The sequence below is a fragment of the Edwardsiella anguillarum ET080813 genome, assembly GCF_000264765.2.
GTDB classification, from domain to species: Bacteria; Pseudomonadota; Gammaproteobacteria; order Enterobacterales; family Enterobacteriaceae; genus Edwardsiella; species Edwardsiella anguillarum.
Map to the genome: position 1 here is coordinate 1,528,452 of NZ_CP006664.1, position 18,797 is coordinate 1,547,248.

Consider the following 18,797-nt stretch of genomic DNA (forward strand, 5'->3'; position numbering starts at 1 on the left):
TCGCCTGCGCCCGAGAGCACCGCAGGCGGCATCTTTGGCCGGCGCGCCTATCGAAAGCGGCGAGGCGGACCGTTAAACAGTATGGCACGGCCTGCGCCGCGCACGCATCCGCTCTGCCGCCGATGGCGGGCGAGCCGTAGGACGGACATCCGTCTGACTCCGCTCACAGTTTCCCCAACGACACTAACAGATTACATGGCAAAAAAACCTCACGCACAACCCTGCGGCCAGATCCGCATCATCGCCGGACAGTGGCGCGGCCGCAAGCTGCCGGTGCCGGACAGCCCGGGACTCCGTCCCACCACCGATCGGGTACGTGAAACCCTGTTCAACTGGCTGGCGCCGATCCTGCACGATACCCAGTGTCTGGACGCCTTCGCCGGCAGCGGTGCCTTGGGGTTCGAAGCCGTCTCGCGGTACGCGGCGCGCGCGACCCTGCTGGAGGCCGATCGTCAGGTGGCGGCGGGACTGCGCAAAAACGCGGCCCTGCTCAACGCGTCCCAGATTGAGGTGATCCACACCGATACGCTACGCTTTCTGGCACAACGAGGAACGCCGTATCAGGTGGTGTTTCTCGATCCCCCCTTCCGCAAGGGGCTGCTGAACGACACCCTGACGCTGCTGGAGCAGAACGGCTGGCTGGCGGCGGACGCCTGGATTTATATCGAGTGTGAGGCCGACGGCCCTGCCCTGCCCATTCCGACCAGCTGGGCGCTACAGCGTGAAAAGGTCGCCGGACAGGTCGCCTATCGGCTGTACCGACGCCAGGCGACGGAGCAACACGAGGAAGACAACCATGTGGATTAATATTGGCCGCCTGCTGATGCTGGGCGTATGGGGATTCATGCTGGCTAACCTGCTGCACGCGTTTCCGCGACCGCTGAACATCTTCGTCAACGTGGCGATGGTCTTTATGGTGCTGATGCACGGCCTGCAGGTCACCATGCTGAAGAGCACCCTACCGCTGGAGCAGCGCAAGCTCGGCTTTTGGCTGGAGCTGCGTATCTTTCTGTTCGGCGTATTTGAGCTGCTCGCCTGGCAAAAGAAACAGCCGCCGCGCCCGAAGCAATAAGGCCGGCGCTCTAGGGCGCCGCGAAATACATCCCGGCGCGTGACTTAAGCCGCATCGGGGGAAAAACCGACGAAGCGGGTGCCCTGCACGCGCAGCGTCCCCCGCATCCCGGGCGTCAGCGTCGCACAGTCACGCTCCGGCAGAGTAAAGCGCAGCGTCTCTCCTCCCCCCAGTGGCGTAAACTGAAGCGAATAACGTACCATTTCAGCGACGATCTCCTCCCGCTGGCGCGAGCGCAGCGGCGACGGCAGCGCACGCTTCTCCGTCAGGGTCGCCCGCAGCCTCTGCGGTGGCGCGGCATCGTTGGCGGCATCCTGGCGCCGCTGCTGAACAAAGCGCTGAGTCGCCAGCAACGCGATCGCGACCACCACGATGATAAAAAACAGCGGCGGGCGTCCCATCAGGGCTTCTTCCCGTTAAACAGCGGAAATACCGCCACGTTATCCGCCAGATCGGAGATACGGGCGCTGCCGCGCTCGGTCACGGCGTCGATACGGATCACCGCCTGAATCGGGATATAGCTGCGCGTCACACCGGCGAACTCACTCTTCAGCTTCTCTTCGCTCGGATCGACCAGCAGCGAGCCGTGGCTGTCAAAGACGAACTCCGCGATCTCAATAAAGCCAAACAGCGGACTCTGTATGATTTCCCGAACGTACAGCTGATAATTTTTTCCGTTATTCATGAACTGGATACGGTATAGCGGCTGACTGGACATGGTACGGCGTCGACTCCTCCGTTAAGACATTTAACACGATCCGCCCGACGGGCGCGCCCACAGCCTAACATAGGGAGCATCGCCTTTGCATCGGCAGCGGGAAACCATTGTCGCTCCCGACGCCATCCCCTACACTCAGACCATGGACTCTTTGGCGCACGGCGCCGATCCCCACACCCTAGGTTAGGAGGCTGCATGAGTTGGGCATTTCTGGCGGTTCTATTTTCCGGCTGGCTGTACGTCGACGCCAGCTACCGTGGTCCAAGCTGGCAGCGCTGGCTATTTAAACCCCTGACCCTGCTGCTGCTGCTGCTGCTGGGCTGGAATGCGCCGCATCTGGGACCCGGCGGCTATTTCATTCTGCTGGGCCTGCTGGCCACCCTGGCGGCGGATGCCTTGCTGCTGCTGCCGCGTGAGCGGATGCTGTATGCCATCGGCGCGCTGTTTCTCTCCCAGCTGCTGTATACCATCAGCTTTGCCAGCGCCATGACCCTGGCGCTGTACTGGCCGCCGCTGCTGATCCTGCTGGCCATCGGCGCAGTGCTGCTGGCCATCATCTGGGGCCCCCTGGAGACCCTGCGCTGGCCCGTGGTCACCTATGTGGCGATGATGCTGGTAATGGTGTGGATCGCCGGGGCCCAGTACTTCGTCCGCGGCGACGATCAGGGATTCTCTCTGCTGCTCGGCGCCTGGCTGCTGCTGCTGGCCAACGCCGTCTGGCTTATCGACCGCTTCCGCACCCACTTCCGCGCCGCCGGCGCGCTCATCGCCTTCGGCTACTTCGTCGGGCACTTTCTGATCGTCCGCTCCCTGTATCTCTGATTCGCCGCCGGCCTGCCTCGCGCGGGGCCGGCGCTACCCCCGCCCGTACAAACGCCGGTTCATATCTTCAATGCGCCCGTGCAGTAGGCGATTCTGCAATGTCTTGCACCAGCTGGCGGAGAGCCCGGCGCAGGCCAGCAAGCGGCGGTACTCCGCTTCATCGAACGGCATGTGGAAAACAATGGCGATACACTGCGCCACGCTGATATCGCCGTTGCGTGACACCAGCTCCAGCGGGCAGCGATCGCCGACGCGCCCCTCCGCCACTACGCGATACAGCCAGCCACAGCGGCCGCTGTGCTGCATGTGCAGGGAGAGATCGCCTATCTCCATCATCTGATTCAGCTTGTAGCAAGGGGAGCGCGGCTGAGTCACCTGAATCAGCGCCTCGCCCCAGCGATAAATATCGCCGATAAAGACCGAGGCCTCATCCATCCCGGTGGTCGATAGGTTTTCACCGAAGACCGCGGCCTCAAAGCGCTCCGCCTGCTGCGGATACGCCTGACGCCAGTAGTCATAGTGCTCGCGCGGATAGTGACACAGCGCCCGATCGGCGCCGCCGTGTACCCGCAATTCCGCCTGCTCATCCCCGGCCAGCCCCAGACGCAGCAGCGCCAGGGCATCGGTCATCTGACGCTTAACGATGGCGCTGCTTTTACCGCCGATAAAAGATGCACAGCGACCAACGTAGACTTCGGGATAGCGCATGACGATAGCTCCAGATGAGGGAAAAAGGATGTGTCACCCGCCACTATAGCGGGCAACGGCGACGGAGAAAACCGCCGCGTGCCACGGCGCATGCGGCATGACTCATACCGCGCGCAGGCGCTGAGGATGGGTGAAAATAGTCCCCTTGCCGGGGCGGCAGAACCCCACCAGCGTCAGGTTGCAGCGCTCAGCCACCTCAATAGCCAGGGTGGTGGCCGCGGAGACGGCGAACAGGATCTCCACCCCGCACATCGCCGCCTTCTGTACCATTTCATAGCTGGCGCGGCTGGACACCAGCGCCGCGCCGGCCTGCCACTCGGGCTGGCGGGCACGCAGGCCCAGCAGCTTGTCCAGCGCCACATGACGCCCTACGTCCTCGCAGCCGCCCTGCAGCGCGCCCCTCCCGTCAAGCCACGCGGCGGCGTGGGTACAGCCGGTCAGGTTACCGATCGTCTGCACCTCGCGCAGACGCGCCAGCGCACCGTCCAGCGCAGCTAGATCGAAACGCTGGCTAAACGGCAGCGGCGCCAGCGGACGCAGCGCGTCGCCGATCTGCTCCACGCCGCACACGCCGCAGCCGGTGCGGCCGGCCAGTGAGCGACGGCGCGCCTTCAGCGCCATAAAACAGCGACTGGAAAGCTCTATCTGAACTTCCAGCCCATGGCAGGCCGCCTGAACCTCCATGCCGTAGATATCCTGCGGCGAACGGATGATCCCCTCTGACAGGGAGAAGCCCAGGGCAAACGCCTCCAGCTCTTTTGGCGACGCCATCATCACCACGTGGGAAATACCGTTATAGACCAGTGCGACCGGGACCTCGTTGGCGACCCAGTCAGGACGCTGCTCGCTCGGTTCGGTGCGCGACCAGACCGGAACGGTCGTCGCGCCGCACACGCTCTGCGGCAGTAGAGACGCTCTCTTATTCACGTACTATTCCCATCAAATTGACCGATAAGGGAAAAAACCAGCCCCCCTCGCCAGCCTCTATATCCATGACGATCAATTTTCACCGACATGACCGCCGCGTAGCGCAGTTCGACCGAAAGGGCAACCCAGTAATTTGAATCACATTACAAAAATGGAAAAAAGAAGCTAAAAACAGCGCATTTCCCTAGCAAAACGCACCCTGTTTTAAAACCTCTCATTAACATTTTAATATACTTTCATGGTACACTGCGAGTAGGGAAATAATACCCAAAAAAGCGACACGCAATAATAAACAATGAAAAGGAAACACACCGGCAGCTTCGGACCCGCCGGCGTATTTCAACAAACAATGTGGCTATTCGAGGAGCAATCCATGCAAGTCAGCAGAAGACAATTCTTCAGGATCTGCGCTGGCGGTATGGCAGGAACAACGGCAGCGGTGCTGGGCTTCGCCCCGTCGCTGGCTTTGGCGCAAACCCGGCAGTACAAGCTACTGCGCGCCAAAGAAACCCGTAATACCTGTACATACTGTTCCGTTGGCTGTGGGCTGTTGATGTACAGCCTGGGGGATGGAGCCAAAAACGCAAAGGAGAATATTTTTCATATTGAAGGGGATCCGGATCATCCGGTAAACCGCGGCGCGCTGTGTCCGAAGGGCGCCGGTCTCCTCGATTTTATCCACAGCGAATCCCGACTGCAGTATCCGGAATACCGTGCGCCCGGCTCCAACGTCTGGCAGCGCCTCAGCTGGGATGAGGCCTTTACCCGCATCGCGCGCCTGATCAAGCAGGACCGCGACGCCAACTTCATCGCCACCAACGATCAGGGCGTCACCGTCAACCGCTGGTTGAGTACCGGGATGCTGTGCGCCTCGGCCTCCAGCAACGAAACTGGCTACCTGACGCAAAAATTCAGCCGTTCACTGGGGATGCTGGCAGTCGATAACCAAGCACGTGTCTGACACGGACCAACGGTAGCAAGTCTTGCTCCAACATTTGGTCGCGGTGCCATGACTAACCACTGGGTCGACATCAAGAACGCCAACCTGATCGTGGTGATGGGCGGTAACGCCGCCGAAGCCCACCCGGTCGGCTTTCGCTGGGCGATGGAAGCCAAGATCCATAACAACGCCAAGCTGATCGTTATCGATCCGCGCTTTACCCGCACCGCCTCTGTGGCCGATTTCTATACCCCGATCCGCTCGGGCACCGATATCGCCTTCCTCTCCGGTGTGCTGCTCTATCTGATCGATAACCACAAGATCAACGCCGAGTATGTGAAGAACTACACCAACGCCAGCCTGCTGGTGCGGGAGGACTTTGCCTTTGAGGATGGCCTGTTCAGCGGCTACGACGCCGAGAAGCGCCGTTACGATAAGAGTAGCTGGAACTACCAGCTGGACGAACAGGGCTTCGCCAAACGCGACGATACCCTGCAGGATCCCCGTTGCGTATGGAATCTGCTGCGGAGCCACGTGTCACGCTACACCCCAGAGGTAGTCGAAAATCTGTGCGGCACCCCGCGCGCCGACTTCCTCCAGGTGTGTGAATACATCGCCGAGACTAGCGCGCCGGACAAGACCACCTCCTTCCTGTACGCTCTGGGCTGGACCCAGCATACGGTCGGCGCGCAAAACATCCGTACCATGGCGATGATCCAGCTGCTGCTAGGCAACATGGGAATGGCCGGCGGCGGCGTCAACGCCCTGCGCGGTCACTCTAACATTCAAGGGTTGACCGACCTGGGGCTTCTCTCCACCAGCCTGCCGGGCTACCTGAGCCTGCCGTCGGAGAAACAACCGGATCTCGCCAGCTACCTGGCCGCCACCACCCCGAAGCCGACCCTGCCCGGTCAGGTCAACTACTGGGGCAATACGCCCAAGTTCTTCGTCAGCCTGATGAAGTCCTTCTATGGCGATAAGGCGCAGGCGCAAAACAGCTGGGGGTTTGACTGGCTGCCCAAGTGGGACAAGGGCTATGACGTCCTACAGTATTTCGAGATGATGTCGCAGGGTAAGGTCAACGGCTATATCTGTCAGGGCTTTAACCCGGTCGCCTCGTTCCCGAACAAAAACAAAGTAATCGACTGTCTCTCCAAGCTGAAGTTCCTGGTGACCATCGATCCGTTGAACACCGAGACCGCCAGCTTCTGGCAGAATCACGGTGAGCTGAACGCGGTCGATCCATCCACCATTCAGACCGAGGTGTTCCGCCTGCCATCGACCTGCTTCGCCGAGGAGGAGGGTTCTATCGTCAACTCGGGCCGCTGGCTGCAGTGGCACTGGAAAGGCGCCGATGCGCCGGGGATCGCCCGTAACGACGGCGAGATCCTCTCCGGGATCTTCCTACGTCTGCGCGAGATGTACGCCAAAGAGGGCGGCGCGCTGCCGGAGGCGGTGCTCAACATGTCCTGGGACTATCTAACGCCGGAAAACCCACATCCGGAAGAGGTGGCTCGGGAGAACAATGGCCGGGCGCTGGCCGATCTGACCGATCCGGTCAGCGGCGCAGTGATCGTCAAGAAGGGACAGCAGCTCAGCTCCTTCGCCCAGCTGCGCGACGACGGCAGCACCGCCAGCGGCTGCTGGATCTTCGCCGGGAGCTGGACCGAAGCAGGCAACCAGATGGCGCGCCGCGACAACAGCGACCCCTCCGGCCTGGGTAACACCCTTGGCTGGGCCTGGGCCTGGCCGCTTAACCGTCGCATCCTGTACAACCGCGCCTCGGCCGATCCGGCAGGGAAACCCTGGGATCCCAAGCGCGAGCTGCTGCACTGGGACGGCGCCAAGTGGGTCGGCATCGATATCCCGGACTACAGCAATGCCCCGCCCAACAGCGGCGTCGGGCCGTTCATCATGCAGCCAGAGGGGATGGGGCGCCTGTTCGCCATCGACAAGATGGCCGAAGGCCCATTCCCGGAGCACTATGAGCCGTTCGAAACGCCGCTGGGCACCAACCCGCTGCACCCCAACGTGGTCTCCAACCCGGCGGCGCGCGTCTTCAAGGACGACCTGGCGCAGATGGGCAAGGCGGAGCAGTTCCCCTACGTCGGCACCACGTACCGTCTGACCGAGCACTTCCACTACTGGACCAAGCATGCGCTGTTGAATGCGATCATCCAACCGGAGCAGTTCGTCGAAATCGGTGAGCGGCTGGCCAGCAGTAAGGGCATTGCCAACGGGGATACGGTAAAGGTCAGCTCCAACCGCGGCTATATCAAGGCCAAGGCGGTAGTCACCAAGCGCATCCGTACCCTGCAGGTCAACGGTAAGGCGGTCGATACCATCGGGATCCCGATCCACTGGGGCTACCTGGGCGTGGCGCGTCCCGGCTTCCTGGCCAACACGCTGACGCCGTTTGTCGGCGATGCCAATACGCAGACGCCGGAGTACAAGGCGTTCCTGGTTAACGTGGAAAAGGTGTAACGGAGGCTAACCATGTCACTGCAATCCCAAGACATTATTAAGCGTTCGGCCACCAATTCCCTGACGCCGCCCCCCAACGGGCGCAATCACCAGGAGGAAGTGGCCAAGCTGATCGACGTGACCACCTGCGTCGGCTGTAAAGCCTGCCAGGTAGGCTGTTCAGAGTGGAACGATATCCGGGATGAGGTCGGACACTGCGTCGGGGTGTATGACAACCCCGCCGATCTGAGCGCCAAGTCCTGGACGGTGATGCGCTTCTCGGAGGTCGAGGAAAACGGCAAGCTGGAGTGGCTGATCCGTAAGGATGGCTGCATGCACTGCGCCGATCCGGGCTGCCTGAAGGCCTGTCCGTCGGCGGGCGCCATCATCCAGTACGCCAACGGTATCGTCGACTTCCAGTCCGAGCACTGCATAGGCTGCGGCTACTGCATCGCCGGCTGCCCGTTCAACGTGCCGCGCATGAATCCGGAAGACAAACGGGTGTACAAGTGCACTCTGTGCGTCGACCGCGTCGCCGTCGGTCAGGAGCCGGCCTGCGTCAAAACCTGTCCGACCGGCGCCATCCACTTTGGCACCAAGGCGGCGATGAAGACGCTGGCGGCCGAGCGCATCAGCGAGCTGCAGGGGCGCGGCTTCACCGATGCCGGTCTGTACGATCCGCCGGGCGTCGGCGGCACCCACGTGATGTATGTGCTGCACCATGCCGACCGACCCGAGCTGTACCACGGGCTGCCGAAGGATCCGCATATCGATACCCCCATCACGCTGTGGAAGGATGTGCTCAAGCCGGTCGCCTTCGCCGGTTTTATCGCTACCTTTATCGGGCTGCTGTACCACTACATCGCCGTCGGCCCTAACACGGAGGACGAAGACGATCACGACGATACGCCGCGGGGGAACGTTGACGGGCAGGAGCATAGCCAGAAGCAAGGACATGCAGAGGAGAATCACCATGAGCAAAAATAATCTGATCCTGCGCACCCGGTTTATTGACCGGGCGTGTCACTGGACGGTGGTGATCTGCTTCTTCCTGGTCGCGCTATCCGGGATAGCGCTGTTCTTCCCCACGCTACAGTGGCTGACTGAAACCTTCGGAACACCGCAGATGGGGCGGATTCTGCACCCCTTCTTCGGCGTGCTGATCTTTGTTACCCTGCTGGTTATGTTCTTCCGCTTCGTAAGGCATAACCTGTTCGAACGCCAGGATATTCCCTGGTTTAAGGGGATCATTGAGGTGCTGAAGGGCAACGAGCACCTGGTGGCGCGCGTGGGTAAATATAACCCAGGGCAGAAAGCGATGTTCTGGAGCATCATGAGCCTGATCCTGGTGCTGCTGATCACCGGCATCATCATCTGGCGCCCCTACTTCGCCGATCGCTTCCCGATCCCGCTGGTGCGCTACTCGCTGCTGCTGCACGCCGTCGCCGCCATCGTGCTGATCCATGCCATCCTGATCCATATCTACATGGCATTTTGGGTCAAAGGCTCGATCAAAGGGATGGTGGAAGGCAAGGTCAGCCGTCGCTGGGCCAGAAAACACCACCCGCGCTGGCTAGAGGAAGTGGAAGAAAAGGAGGCCCAGTCCGGTAAGAAGCCGGGCTGATCCCCCATTCTGTCGCGGACTCCCGTCGTCTCTCGGGCGGCGGGAGTCCGCGATGTATTCACAACACATCAGACGAAACCCTATGAGCATTCGAATTCATCCCCAGGAGCAGATCGACGCCGAACGTCGCGCAGGCGCGCTGGGACCGATCGCACCGCTGCTGCTGCCTAACCTGCAGCGACTGTACAGCCAGCGCGCAGAGCGCCTGCGCACGCTGGCAGGCGGGCACCCGCTAGCCGACTACCTGTGCTTTGCCGCCACACTGGCCGACGCGCAGCAGCAGGCGCTGTTCGATAACCCGCTAACGCTGGATCTGGCGCCGATCGTCGCCAACGCCGCCGCCAACGGCTCCCCGCCGCTGGCAACGCAAACCTTCGCCCGGACACCCCACTGGCAGCGGCTGCTGCTGGCCATCATCGCCGAGCTGCGTCCCCAGGCGCCGGCGCACGTCCTGCCGGTGCTGGAGGGACTAGAGAAGTGCGCCGCCGGTGAGCGCGAGGCGCTGGCCGGCGCCCTATTGGCGGGCGACTACGCCGCCGTCGGCAGCGACAGGGCGCTGTTCCTATGGGCCGCCCTCTCGCTTTACTGGGCCCAAATGGCCAGCCAGCTGCCCGGACGAGCGCAGGCGGAGTACGGCGAACAGCGCCATGTTTGCCCGGTGTGCGGCAGTATGCCGGTCAGCAGCGTCGTGCACATCGGCGGTAGCAACGGACTGCGCTATCTGCACTGCGGTCTGTGCGAAAGCGAATGGCATATGGTGCGCGTGAAGTGCAGTAACTGCGAGGAGAGCCGTGATCTGAGCTATTGGTCGCTGGAGAGCGAGCAGGCGGCGGTAAAGGCCGAGAGCTGCGGCGACTGCGGCAGCTATCTGAAAATCCTATACCAGGAAAAAGACAGCGGCATCGATGCCGTGGCCGACGATCTCGCCACGCTGCTGTTGGATGCCAAAATGGAAGAGGCGGGCTTCGCCCGCAGCAGTCTTAACCCCTTCCTGTTCCCCGGAGAATAAGACTCGGTGCCGGGCGCAGCGCGCCCGGCCATTCCGCTTCCGCTTACAGGTACATCTTACGCAGATAGTGCGGTACCGCATCGTCCGCGTTACTGCCGATCACTGCCATCTGCGGCAGCAGATCCTTCAGGCGCTGATGCGCATCAGCCATGATGCACCCCTTGCCCGCCATGCTCAGCATCTCCATGTCATTCATGCCGTCGCCAAAGGCGATGCAGTCTTTCAGACCATAGCCCAAACGGTGCGCCACAAACTCCAGCGCATGCCCCTTCGACACCCCACCGGCCATCACTTCCAGACAGGTGGGCAGAGAGAAGCTGACGTTCACCCGATCGCCCCAGCGGGCATTGATCGCCTCCTCCAGCGGCAGCAGCCGATCGTGATCGGCGCAGGTGTAATAGACCTTACAGATGCCGTCCGTCGGCAGCATCGCCGGCTCAAAGACATGGTAATGGAACACCGACTCCTGGAAGAACGCCCGCTGAGCGGGATCCTCCCGGTTCATAAACCAGTCATCGTTACGGTAAACGTTGGTCAGGATCTGCGGATCGTCGTGCACGATCGAGAAGAGATCGCGGGCGATATCGGGATCCACGTTGTGGCTGAAGATCGACTCACCTAGCGGGTCGTGCACCCGGGCTCCGTTGGAGGTGATCATAAACGCCTTGATCCCCAGGCTGTCGCGCACCTGCGCGATATCGATATGGTGACGCCCGGTGGCGAAGACGAAGTGCACCCCTTTCTGGGTCAACAGGCGCAGAGTTTCCCGGGCAAAGGGTGTCAGGGTATGAGCGGGCGACAGCAGGGTGCCGTCCATATCCGAAGCTACGATATGATACATAGAGTATGTTCTAACCTCAGCAGGGGTTGGCGGCAATAGGTGCCGGCGATTCAGAAAATTGTTTAAAAAACCGCATGATAGCGGTTAACGCTTCGGCACGCTGGCTGTCCCGTTCAAACAGGATCTCATGGCGTGCACCCTTGATGACCAGCGGCGCACCGCCCCAGGGGGCGTTGCCGGCGGCGGCGAGTGTCTGACAGAAACGCAGCTGTGACGCATTATCCACCACGCGATCCTCTGCGGCCTGCAGCAGCAGCAGCGGCGTGACGATCTCCGGCGCCACGCGCTGGATCCGTTCGGCAGCGGTCAGGCTTTCGGCGACCCACTGATAGGTCGGCCCGCCCACCTGCAGCCGTGGATAGTCAGAATAATAGCGCAAAAAACGACGATACCGCACCCGGCTGTGCGTGAGTTCGTTAACCATAAATGGCAGGGGACGCCAGTAGCCGGTGCCCAGGGCATAGCGGGTACGGCGCGCACGGCGCCGCGTGGCCCAGCTCAGGATGCCATTCGCCAGCCAGCGCGGCAGCGGCAGGCGGATCCCGGTCATCGGCGCACACAGCGCCGCGGCGGTCAGCCCCGCGGGGCGGCGGGCCAGAAACAGGGCGCTGATAGCGCCGCCCATCGAGTGCGCCAGCAAGAAACGTTGCCGATAGGGGCGCGCCAGCAGCTCGCGCTGCCACAGCTGCTGCAGATCATCCACGTAGTCGTCAAAGCGCTCCACGTGGCCGCGGTGCGAGTCGGCCAGCATCCGATCGGAGGTTCCCTGGCCGCGGTGGTCGATGATCACCACGTCATAGCCGCTCACAAACAGATCGTAGGCCAGCTCCGGATATTTCATATAGCTTTCAATGCGACCCGGGGCGATCAGTATCGCGCGGGTGTGCCGCGCATCGCAAAAGGCCACGTAGCGGATCGCAATGCCGTCAACGCCGCAGAATTCGGCCTCCCGACGCCGCTGCCAAAAATCCAGCAGCGGACCGGTCGTAAACGCAGCAAAGCTGCGCTCACGCGTCAGCCAGCCGTGGATCATGGAAGACATCGGTGTCATTGTCATGGTATCGCGCAGGAAAATAAGGGTAGCGCGGTGCGCCGTCACTGCGGGCTATTGTGGCATAAAAAGTGGCCTGCGGGGAGCTCTCCCCCTGCGGCGCGCGGCGCCGCTATTATGAGTCCCGCGCGCCGATCCCGCCGCCGCCATCGAATAAATTCACTTGCGCATCGCGGCACATCTTGTAAGTTTGATGATTATCACACCGTTGCGCGTCGCGCCGGCGCGCGGCGGCCGATCCACAACTCGTCACCATCCAAGGCAGGAGTGCATATGAAAAACGTTGGTTTTATCGGCTGGCGCGGCATGGTTGGCTCGGTGCTTATGCAACGCATGAGCGAAGAGCGCGACTTCGACGCTATCCGCCCGGTCTTTTTTTCAACCTCGCAGCATGGCCAGCCGGCACCGACGTTCGGCGGCCACCGCGGCACGCTGCAGGATGCCTCCGATATCGACGCGCTCAAGGCGCTGGATATTATCATCACCTGTCAGGGCGGCGATTATACCCAGGCCATCTATCCGCGGCTGCGGGCGGCGGGCTGGCAAGGATACTGGATCGATGCCGCCTCGGCGCTGCGGATGCAGGATGACGCCATCATTATCCTTGACCCGGTCAACCACGCGGTGATCGATCGAGGCCTGGCGAGCGGCGTAAAAACCTTTGTCGGCGGCAACTGTACCGTCAGCCTAATGCTGATGTCCCTGGGCGGGCTTTTCGCCGCCGATCTGGTGGAGTGGGTCTCCGTCGCCACCTATCAGGCCGCCTCCGGCGGCGGCGCACGCCATATGCGCGAGCTGCTGACCCAGATGGGGATGCTGCACGGCCAGGTCGCGCCAGCGCTGGAAAACCCGGCCAGCGCGATCCTGGATATCGAGCGCCGGGTCACCGATCTGATGCGCAGTGGTACCCTGCCGACGGATAACTTTGGCGTACCGCTGGCCGGCAGTCTGATCCCGTGGATCGATAAGGCGCTGGATAACGGTCAGAGCCGCGAGGAGTGGAAGGGACAGGCCGAAACCAATAAGATCCTGGCGAGCCCCCAGACGATTCCGATCGATGGTCTGTGCGTCCGGGTCGGCGCTCTGCGCTGCCATAGCCAGGCCTTTACCATCAAGCTGAAGCGCGATATCGCTATTCCAGAGGTGGAGCAGCTGCTGGCCCGCCATAATGAATGGGTGCGGGTGATCCCCAACGATCGCGAGCTGAGCATGCGTGAGCTGACGCCGGCCGCCGTCACCGGCACGCTGGCCACCCCGGTTGGCCGTCTGCGCAAGCTGAACATGGGACCGCAGTATCTGTCCGCCTTTACCGTGGGCGATCAACTGCTGTGGGGCGCCGCCGAGCCGCTGCGCCGTATGCTGAGGCTGCTGCTCTAGTCCGTGCCCTGATGCGGCGCAGGCGCCGTCGACGGGGATAAGGCCTCCGTCGGCGGTGACCACGGCACGCACACCACCACCCGGGTCGAACGCTCCGGCACACAGTCGACCTGCACCCCATAGCGTTCGCCATAGCGCGCCTTGATCCGCCGATCGACCAGGTTCATTCCCAATCCATCGCCGCCCGGCGTCGGCCGATACAGCCCGGCGTTGTCCTCCACGCAGATAGAGACCCGCTCCCCCTCACGCCAGCTGCGGATCTCGACCCGTCCCACGCCGAACAGCTGCGCCGTACCGTGCTTAATCGCATTCTCAACGATCGGCTGTAGGGAGAACGCCGGCAGGCGAACCTCCCGCAGCGCGGCGTCAGAGTACACCGCGACCACCAGATTCTCCGCGAAACGCGCCTTCTCTATCTCCAGGTAGGCGTTCACGTGCTCCAGCTCGTCCGCCAGCGTCACCTCATCACCGTTGCGCTTGAGATTCTTGCGAAAGAACGTCGATAGCGACAGCACCAGGCGCCGCGCATGGTCCGGGTCGCGGCGGATCACCGCCGACAGGGTATTCAGGGCATTAAATAAGAAATGGGGATTCACCTGCGCGTGCAGCAGCTTAATCTGCGACTGGGCCAACAGCTGGGTTTGCTGCTCATACTTGCCCGCCAAGATCTGCGCCGACAGCAGGTGCGCAATCCCCTCCCCCAGGGTTCGGTTGATGCTGGAAAACAGCCGGTTCTTAGGCTCGTAGAGCTTAATCGTGCCCATGACCCGGTTATCCTCACCGCGCAGCGGGATCACCAGCGACGATCCCAGCTTACAGTGCGGGGTGATGGAGCACTGGTAAGGCACCTCATTACCGTCGGCGTACACCACCTGGTTCTGCTCGATGGCCCGGTGGGTATGGTGCGAGGTGATCGGCGAGCCGACCCGATGGTGATCATCACCGATGCCGATAAAGGCCAACAGGCGCTGGCGATCGGTCAGCGCCACCGCACCGACGCCCAGCTCCTCATACAGGATCCGCGCCACCTTCATGCTGTTCTGGCGATCGAAGCCCTGACGCAGTATCCCCTCGGCCCGGGCGGCGATCTGCAGCGCCTTGGCGGAAAAGGCCGAGGTGTATTTATCAAAGATGGCCCGCCGATCCAGCAGAATGCGCATGAACATCGCCGCGCCGACGGTATTGGTGATCATCATCGGTAGCGCAATGTGCTCGACCAGCGCTTCGGCCTCCCAGAACGGGCGGGCGATCGCCAGGATAATCCCCATCTGCAGACACTCGGCCAGCAGGGTGATCGCACCGACTACCCAAGGCGTAAACAGCAGATCAAGACGGTGATGGCGCAGCATGTAGCGGTGCAGTATCCCCCCGACCAGCCCCTCGACCACGGTGGAGATCATGCAGGCCAGCGCCGTCATTCCTCCCATCGAATAGCGGTGCAGGCCGCCGGTCAGCCCCACCAGAAAGCCGACGCCCGGCCCGCCCAGTACCCCGCCCAGTACCGCGCCGATAGCCCGGGTGTTGGCGATGGAGTCATCAATATGCAGGCCAAAGTAGGTCCCCATGATGCAGAACATGGAGAAGGTGAGGTAGCACACCAGCTTATGCGGCAGACGGATAGTCACCTGCATCAGCGGAATAAACAGCGGTGTTTTACTCAGCAGATAGGCAATCACCAGATAGACACACATTTGCTGCAGCAGAGACAAGATCAAATCCATCTGGCTGACGCCCATACCCCCTCCTTCGCCACGGTGCGTCACCATTGTAGGCCGGCGCACTGCCCGCCGCTGCGCGATCGTAGACAAAAAAAAGCCAGCACCCGACGCTGGCTAAAAAATTGGAAGCAATGTGAGCAATGTCGTGCCTTCCCGGTGGAGGTGAAGCCACCACCCGAAAAACAAGTTAATGATAATCATTATCATGTGATGATGTAAAGCGCTTTTGTAAGAAAGTGCGAGCCATGCAATACATCACTACCTATTGATACTTAATAATTTTATCTGTTTTTGCTCCCGCGAAGGGATGGAAAGGATAACTTTGTTAACCATTGGTTTAACTCTGTACGGTTTACAGCTCTCGCGGGCAGAACTATAGTTAGCCCACTTTTTAGTTGGTGGAGATACCCTCTTTGGACAGTCAGAGTCATCAGGACAACACGCACTTATCCTTGGCAAGCTGACCATCTTCACGATGTGCTGCTTGCCGAACCCAGGCGGGCAGCAACACTTCATATCGAACTGCTGCATACCCTTAGTAATGACACGCGCGCTGCGCACCGCGCTCGCGTAAATGCGGACAGTTATCATGCTGTTTTATACCCAGGCACTGTTTCCTCCGGGCGAATAAGCTTCGCCGCGGCGTGCATTATGCCGTCGCACCCCTGAAGCGCTGCGCATAACGACACAAGATAGGTCACGCCCAGCGTTTCCCTACGCCTCACACGTACAGACACCTTTTGCCGGGCGGCAGGGGTGTGCTTAAAAACAGCACATGAGTAGCGCATTATGACTCAGATGATCGATCAAAACACCGCGGTTCTTAACGGCCGCCGGGAAAAACAGACAAAGCGCCACGCTATCGCCGATGAAGCCCGCGTCAGCCTGGACGCCACCCTGGCCAACCTCTCCGCCAATACGCTGGGGCTGGAGGAGGACGACGCCCACGAGCGCCTGCAGCTGCACGGCCCCAACCAGGTCGCCCATGAAAAGGCGCCGCCGGCGCTGATTCAGTTCTTCATGGCGTTCAACAACCCCTTTATCTACGTGCTGATCGCGCTGGCGCTGATCAGCTTCTTCACCGATTACTGGCTCCCGCTGCGTCATGGCGAGCCGACCGATCTGACCGGGGTGATCATCATTCTGGTGATGGTCTCCCTCAGCGGGCTGCTGCGCTTCTGGCAGGAGTTTCGCACCAATAAGGCCGCCGAGGCGCTGAAGTCCATGGTTCGCACCACGGCGACCGTGCTGCGGCGCGCCCACCCGTTTGCCCAGAGCGAATGCCACGAGATACCGATGCAGCAGCTGGTGCCGGGCGACATCATTCTGCTCTCCGCCGGCGATATGGTACCGGCTGACGTAAAGCTGATTGAGTCGCGCGACCTGTTTATCAGCCAGGCCGTGCTGACCGGAGAATCCCTACCGATCGAAAAATATGATGTGACTGCCAGCGTGCGTGAAAAGTCCAGCGCACCCTGCGGCGCCGAAGGCAGCCTGCTGGAGCAGGCCAACGTCTGCCTGATGGGCACCAACGTCTCCAGCGGTACGGCCCGGGCGGTCGTGGTCGCCACCGGCAACCGCACCTACTTCGGCTCGCTGGCCAAATCCATCGTCGGCACACGCTCGCAGACCGCGTTCGACCGCGGCGTTAACAGCGTCAGCTGGCTGCTGATCCGCTTTATGCTGGTCATGGTGCCGATCGTGCTGCTGATCAACGGCTTTACCAAGGGTGACTGGACCGATGCCGCGCTGTTCGCCCTGGCCGTCGCCGTCGGACTCACGCCGGAGATGCTGCCGATGATCGTCAGCTCCAACCTGGCCAAAGGCGCCATCACCATGTCGCGGCGTAAGGTGGTTGTGAAGCGCCTCAACGCCATCCAGAACTTTGGCGCCATGGACGTGCTGTGCACCGATAAGACCGGTACCCTGACTCAGGATCGTATTATTCTTGAGCACTATCTGGATACCCAAGGCGTCGAAAATCCTCGCGTTCTGCAGCTGGCCTGGCTGAACAGCTATCACCAAAGCGGCATGAAGAACCTGATGGACAAAGCGGTGATCCGCTGCGGCCAGGATAAACCGGCCATTGAGGCGATGGCCGGCTACAGCAAAATCGACGAACTACCGTTTGACTTCAGCCGGCGCCGTCTCTCTATCGTGGTCAGTGATGAGCAGCAGAACCATACGCTGATCTGTAAGGGCGCCGTCGAAGAGATGCTGGCCATCGCCAGCCACATTGAAGAGCAGGGCCAGGTGCAGCCGCTGGATAAGGCGCGCCGCGCCGCGCTGCAGTCGCTGGCGGAGGGGTATAACCGTCAGGGATTCCGCGTGCTGATGCTCGGCACCCGCGAGCTCGGCCGCGATGGCTGCGCGTTTCCTCTGAGCATTGCCGACGAGCGCGACCTGACCCTGTGTGGCCTGCTGACGTTTCTGGATCCGCCGAAAGAGTCCGCCGCCACCGCCCTGGACGCGTTGCGCGAAAACGGCGTCGTGGTCAAAGTGCTGACCGGCGATAATCCGACCGTCACCGGCAAGATCTGCCAAGAGGTGGGGCTGACGCCGGGCGAGATCCTGCTGGGCAGCGATATCGAAAGCATGGACGACCAACAGCTGGCGCAGGAGGCGGAGCAGCGTACCGTCTTCGCCAAGCTGAGCCCGCTGCAAAAATCCAGGGTACTCAAAGCGCTGCAGAATAATGGCCACACCGTCGGATTTCTCGGCGATGGCATCAATGACGCCCCGGCGCTGCGCGACGCCGACGTCGGCATCTCCGTCGATACCGGAACGGATATCGCCAAAGAGTCGGCGGATATCATCCTGCTGGAGAAGGATCTGATGGTGCTGGAGCAGGGGGTGATCACCGGCCGTGAGACCTTCGGCAATATCATCAAATACCTGAACATGACCGCCAGCTCTAACTTCGGCAACGTGTTCTCCGTGCTGGTCGCCAGCGCCTTCATCCCGTTCCTACCGATGCTGGCCATTCAGCTGCTGCTGCAGAACCTGCTGTACGATCTGTCGCAGATGAGCCTGCCGTGGGACCGGATGGACAGGGAGTTTCTGCGTAAACCGCGGAAGTGGGACGCCAAAAACATCGGCCGTTTCATGCTGTGGATCGGGCCGACCTCATCCCTATTTGATATCGCCACCTACGCCCTGATGTGGTATGTGTTCTCCGCCAACAGCGTTACTCATGAGTCGCTGTTCCAGTCCGGCTGGTTCATCGAGGGACTGCTGTCGCAGACGCTGGTCGTGCATATGCTGCGCACCCAGAAGATCCCGTTCATTCAGAGCTGCGCCGCCCTGCCAGTAATGCTGACTACCGGAATCATCATCGCGCTCGGGATCTATATTCCCTTCTCGCCGCTGGGACACTTTATCGGCCTGCAGCCGCTGCCGCTGACCTACTTCCCGTGGCTGGTCGCCATCCTGCTGAGCTACTGCATCCTGACGCAGCTGATGAAGCGTTTCTATATTCACCGCTTCGGTCAGTGGTTCTAACCCCCGCGGCGCGCTGCCATATCACG

At 61.4% G+C, this 18,797-nt stretch carries 16 protein-coding genes; 9 read left to right on the forward strand and 7 right to left on the reverse strand.

Features of this window, described 5'->3' with window-relative positions; translation table 11 throughout:
• Positions 1-195 precede the first annotated feature (195 nt).
• Together rsmD and ETEE_RS06905 are read left to right on the forward strand one after the other, a co-directional pair.
• Entirely contained in the window at positions 196-807 is a 612-nt protein-coding gene (gene rsmD, locus ETEE_RS06900) for a 16S rRNA (guanine(966)-N(2))-methyltransferase (RefSeq protein ID WP_034163954.1), read from the forward strand.
• The gene (locus ETEE_RS06905) at positions 797-1,072 is read left to right on the forward strand and encodes a DUF1145 family protein (RefSeq protein ID WP_034163956.1); all 276 of its coding nucleotides are present in this window, start codon (positions 797-799) and stop codon (positions 1,070-1,072) included. The genes rsmD and ETEE_RS06905 overlap by 11 nt, the downstream gene beginning before the upstream one ends.
• Positions 1,073-1,116: 44 nt before the next feature.
• On the opposite strand, the gene ETEE_RS06910 is transcribed toward ETEE_RS06905, so the two are convergent.
• Positions 1,117-1,473: a DUF2500 domain-containing protein gene (locus ETEE_RS06910; protein WP_034163958.1), complete on the reverse strand. Its 357-nt coding sequence runs from the start codon at positions 1,471-1,473 to the stop codon at positions 1,117-1,119.
• Positions 1,473-1,790: a DUF1820 family protein gene (locus ETEE_RS06915; protein WP_034163959.1), complete on the reverse strand. Its 318-nt coding sequence runs from the start codon at positions 1,788-1,790 to the stop codon at positions 1,473-1,475. The genes ETEE_RS06910 and ETEE_RS06915 overlap by 1 nt, the downstream gene beginning before the upstream one ends.
• A 195-nt stretch (positions 1,791-1,985) precedes the next feature.
• On the opposite strand from ETEE_RS06915, the gene ETEE_RS06920 reads away from it, so the two are divergent.
• On the forward strand, positions 1,986-2,612 hold the full coding sequence (locus ETEE_RS06920; protein WP_034163960.1) for a lysoplasmalogenase: 627 nt from the start codon (positions 1,986-1,988) through the stop codon (positions 2,610-2,612).
• A 33-nt stretch (positions 2,613-2,645) separates the two neighbouring features.
• Here ETEE_RS06920 and yiiM read toward each other — a convergent pair whose 3' ends face one another.
• Positions 2,646-3,320, reverse strand: coding sequence for a 6-hydroxyaminopurine reductase (gene yiiM / locus ETEE_RS06925; protein WP_034163962.1), 675 nt, complete (start codon positions 3,318-3,320; stop codon positions 2,646-2,648).
• Positions 3,321-3,422: 102 nt separating this feature from the next.
• Complete coding sequence (gene fdhD, locus ETEE_RS06930; protein WP_034163963.1) at positions 3,423-4,247, reverse strand: formate dehydrogenase accessory sulfurtransferase FdhD; 825 nt, start codon at positions 4,245-4,247, stop codon at positions 3,423-3,425.
• A 373-nt stretch (positions 4,248-4,620) separates the two neighbouring features.
• On the opposite strand from fdhD, the gene fdnG reads away from it, so the two are divergent.
• From fdnG to fdhE, 4 genes are all read left to right on the forward strand, one after another.
• Entirely contained in the window at positions 4,621-7,671 is a 3,051-nt protein-coding gene (gene fdnG / locus ETEE_RS06940; RefSeq protein WP_117026439.1) for a formate dehydrogenase-N subunit alpha, read from the forward strand.
• Between the two features lie 12 nt (positions 7,672-7,683).
• Positions 7,684-8,637, forward strand: coding sequence for a formate dehydrogenase subunit beta (gene fdxH, locus ETEE_RS06945; RefSeq protein WP_034163968.1), 954 nt, complete (start codon positions 7,684-7,686; stop codon positions 8,635-8,637).
• Positions 8,624-9,274, forward strand: a complete 651-nt coding sequence (fdnI, locus tag ETEE_RS06950; RefSeq protein ID WP_034163969.1) for a formate dehydrogenase-N subunit gamma — start codon at positions 8,624-8,626, stop codon at positions 9,272-9,274. The genes fdxH and fdnI overlap by 14 nt, the downstream gene beginning before the upstream one ends.
• An 82-nt stretch (positions 9,275-9,356) precedes the next feature.
• Positions 9,357-10,283, forward strand: coding sequence for a formate dehydrogenase accessory protein FdhE (fdhE, locus tag ETEE_RS06955; protein WP_034163970.1), 927 nt, complete (start codon positions 9,357-9,359; stop codon positions 10,281-10,283).
• Between the two features lie 43 nt (positions 10,284-10,326).
• Here fdhE and yigL read toward each other — a convergent pair whose 3' ends face one another.
• Both yigL and pldB read right to left on the reverse strand, forming a co-directional pair.
• Positions 10,327-11,124, reverse strand: coding sequence for a sugar/pyridoxal phosphate phosphatase YigL (yigL, locus tag ETEE_RS06960; RefSeq protein WP_034163971.1), 798 nt, complete (start codon positions 11,122-11,124; stop codon positions 10,327-10,329).
• Between the two features lie 16 nt (positions 11,125-11,140).
• Entirely contained in the window at positions 11,141-12,175 is a 1,035-nt protein-coding gene (gene pldB / locus ETEE_RS06965) for a lysophospholipase L2 (RefSeq protein WP_071844105.1), read from the reverse strand.
• A 273-nt stretch (positions 12,176-12,448) separates the two neighbouring features.
• Here pldB and asd point away from each other — a divergent pair, with 273 nt between their 5' ends.
• Positions 12,449-13,552: an aspartate-semialdehyde dehydrogenase gene (gene asd / locus ETEE_RS06970; protein WP_034163973.1), complete on the forward strand. Its 1,104-nt coding sequence runs from the start codon at positions 12,449-12,451 to the stop codon at positions 13,550-13,552.
• On the opposite strand, the gene ETEE_RS06975 is transcribed toward asd, so the two are convergent.
• Positions 13,549-15,288, reverse strand: a complete 1,740-nt coding sequence (locus tag ETEE_RS06975; protein ID WP_034163975.1) for a sensor histidine kinase — start codon at positions 15,286-15,288, stop codon at positions 13,549-13,551. The two genes, asd and ETEE_RS06975, sit on opposite strands and share 4 nt — an antisense overlap.
• A gap of 771 nt (positions 15,289-16,059) precedes the next feature.
• Between ETEE_RS06975 and mgtA the strand changes: the two genes are divergently transcribed.
• Positions 16,060-18,771, forward strand: coding sequence for a magnesium-translocating P-type ATPase (mgtA, locus tag ETEE_RS06980; RefSeq protein ID WP_034163976.1), 2,712 nt, complete (start codon positions 16,060-16,062; stop codon positions 18,769-18,771).
• Positions 18,772-18,797: the final 26 nt, after the last annotated feature.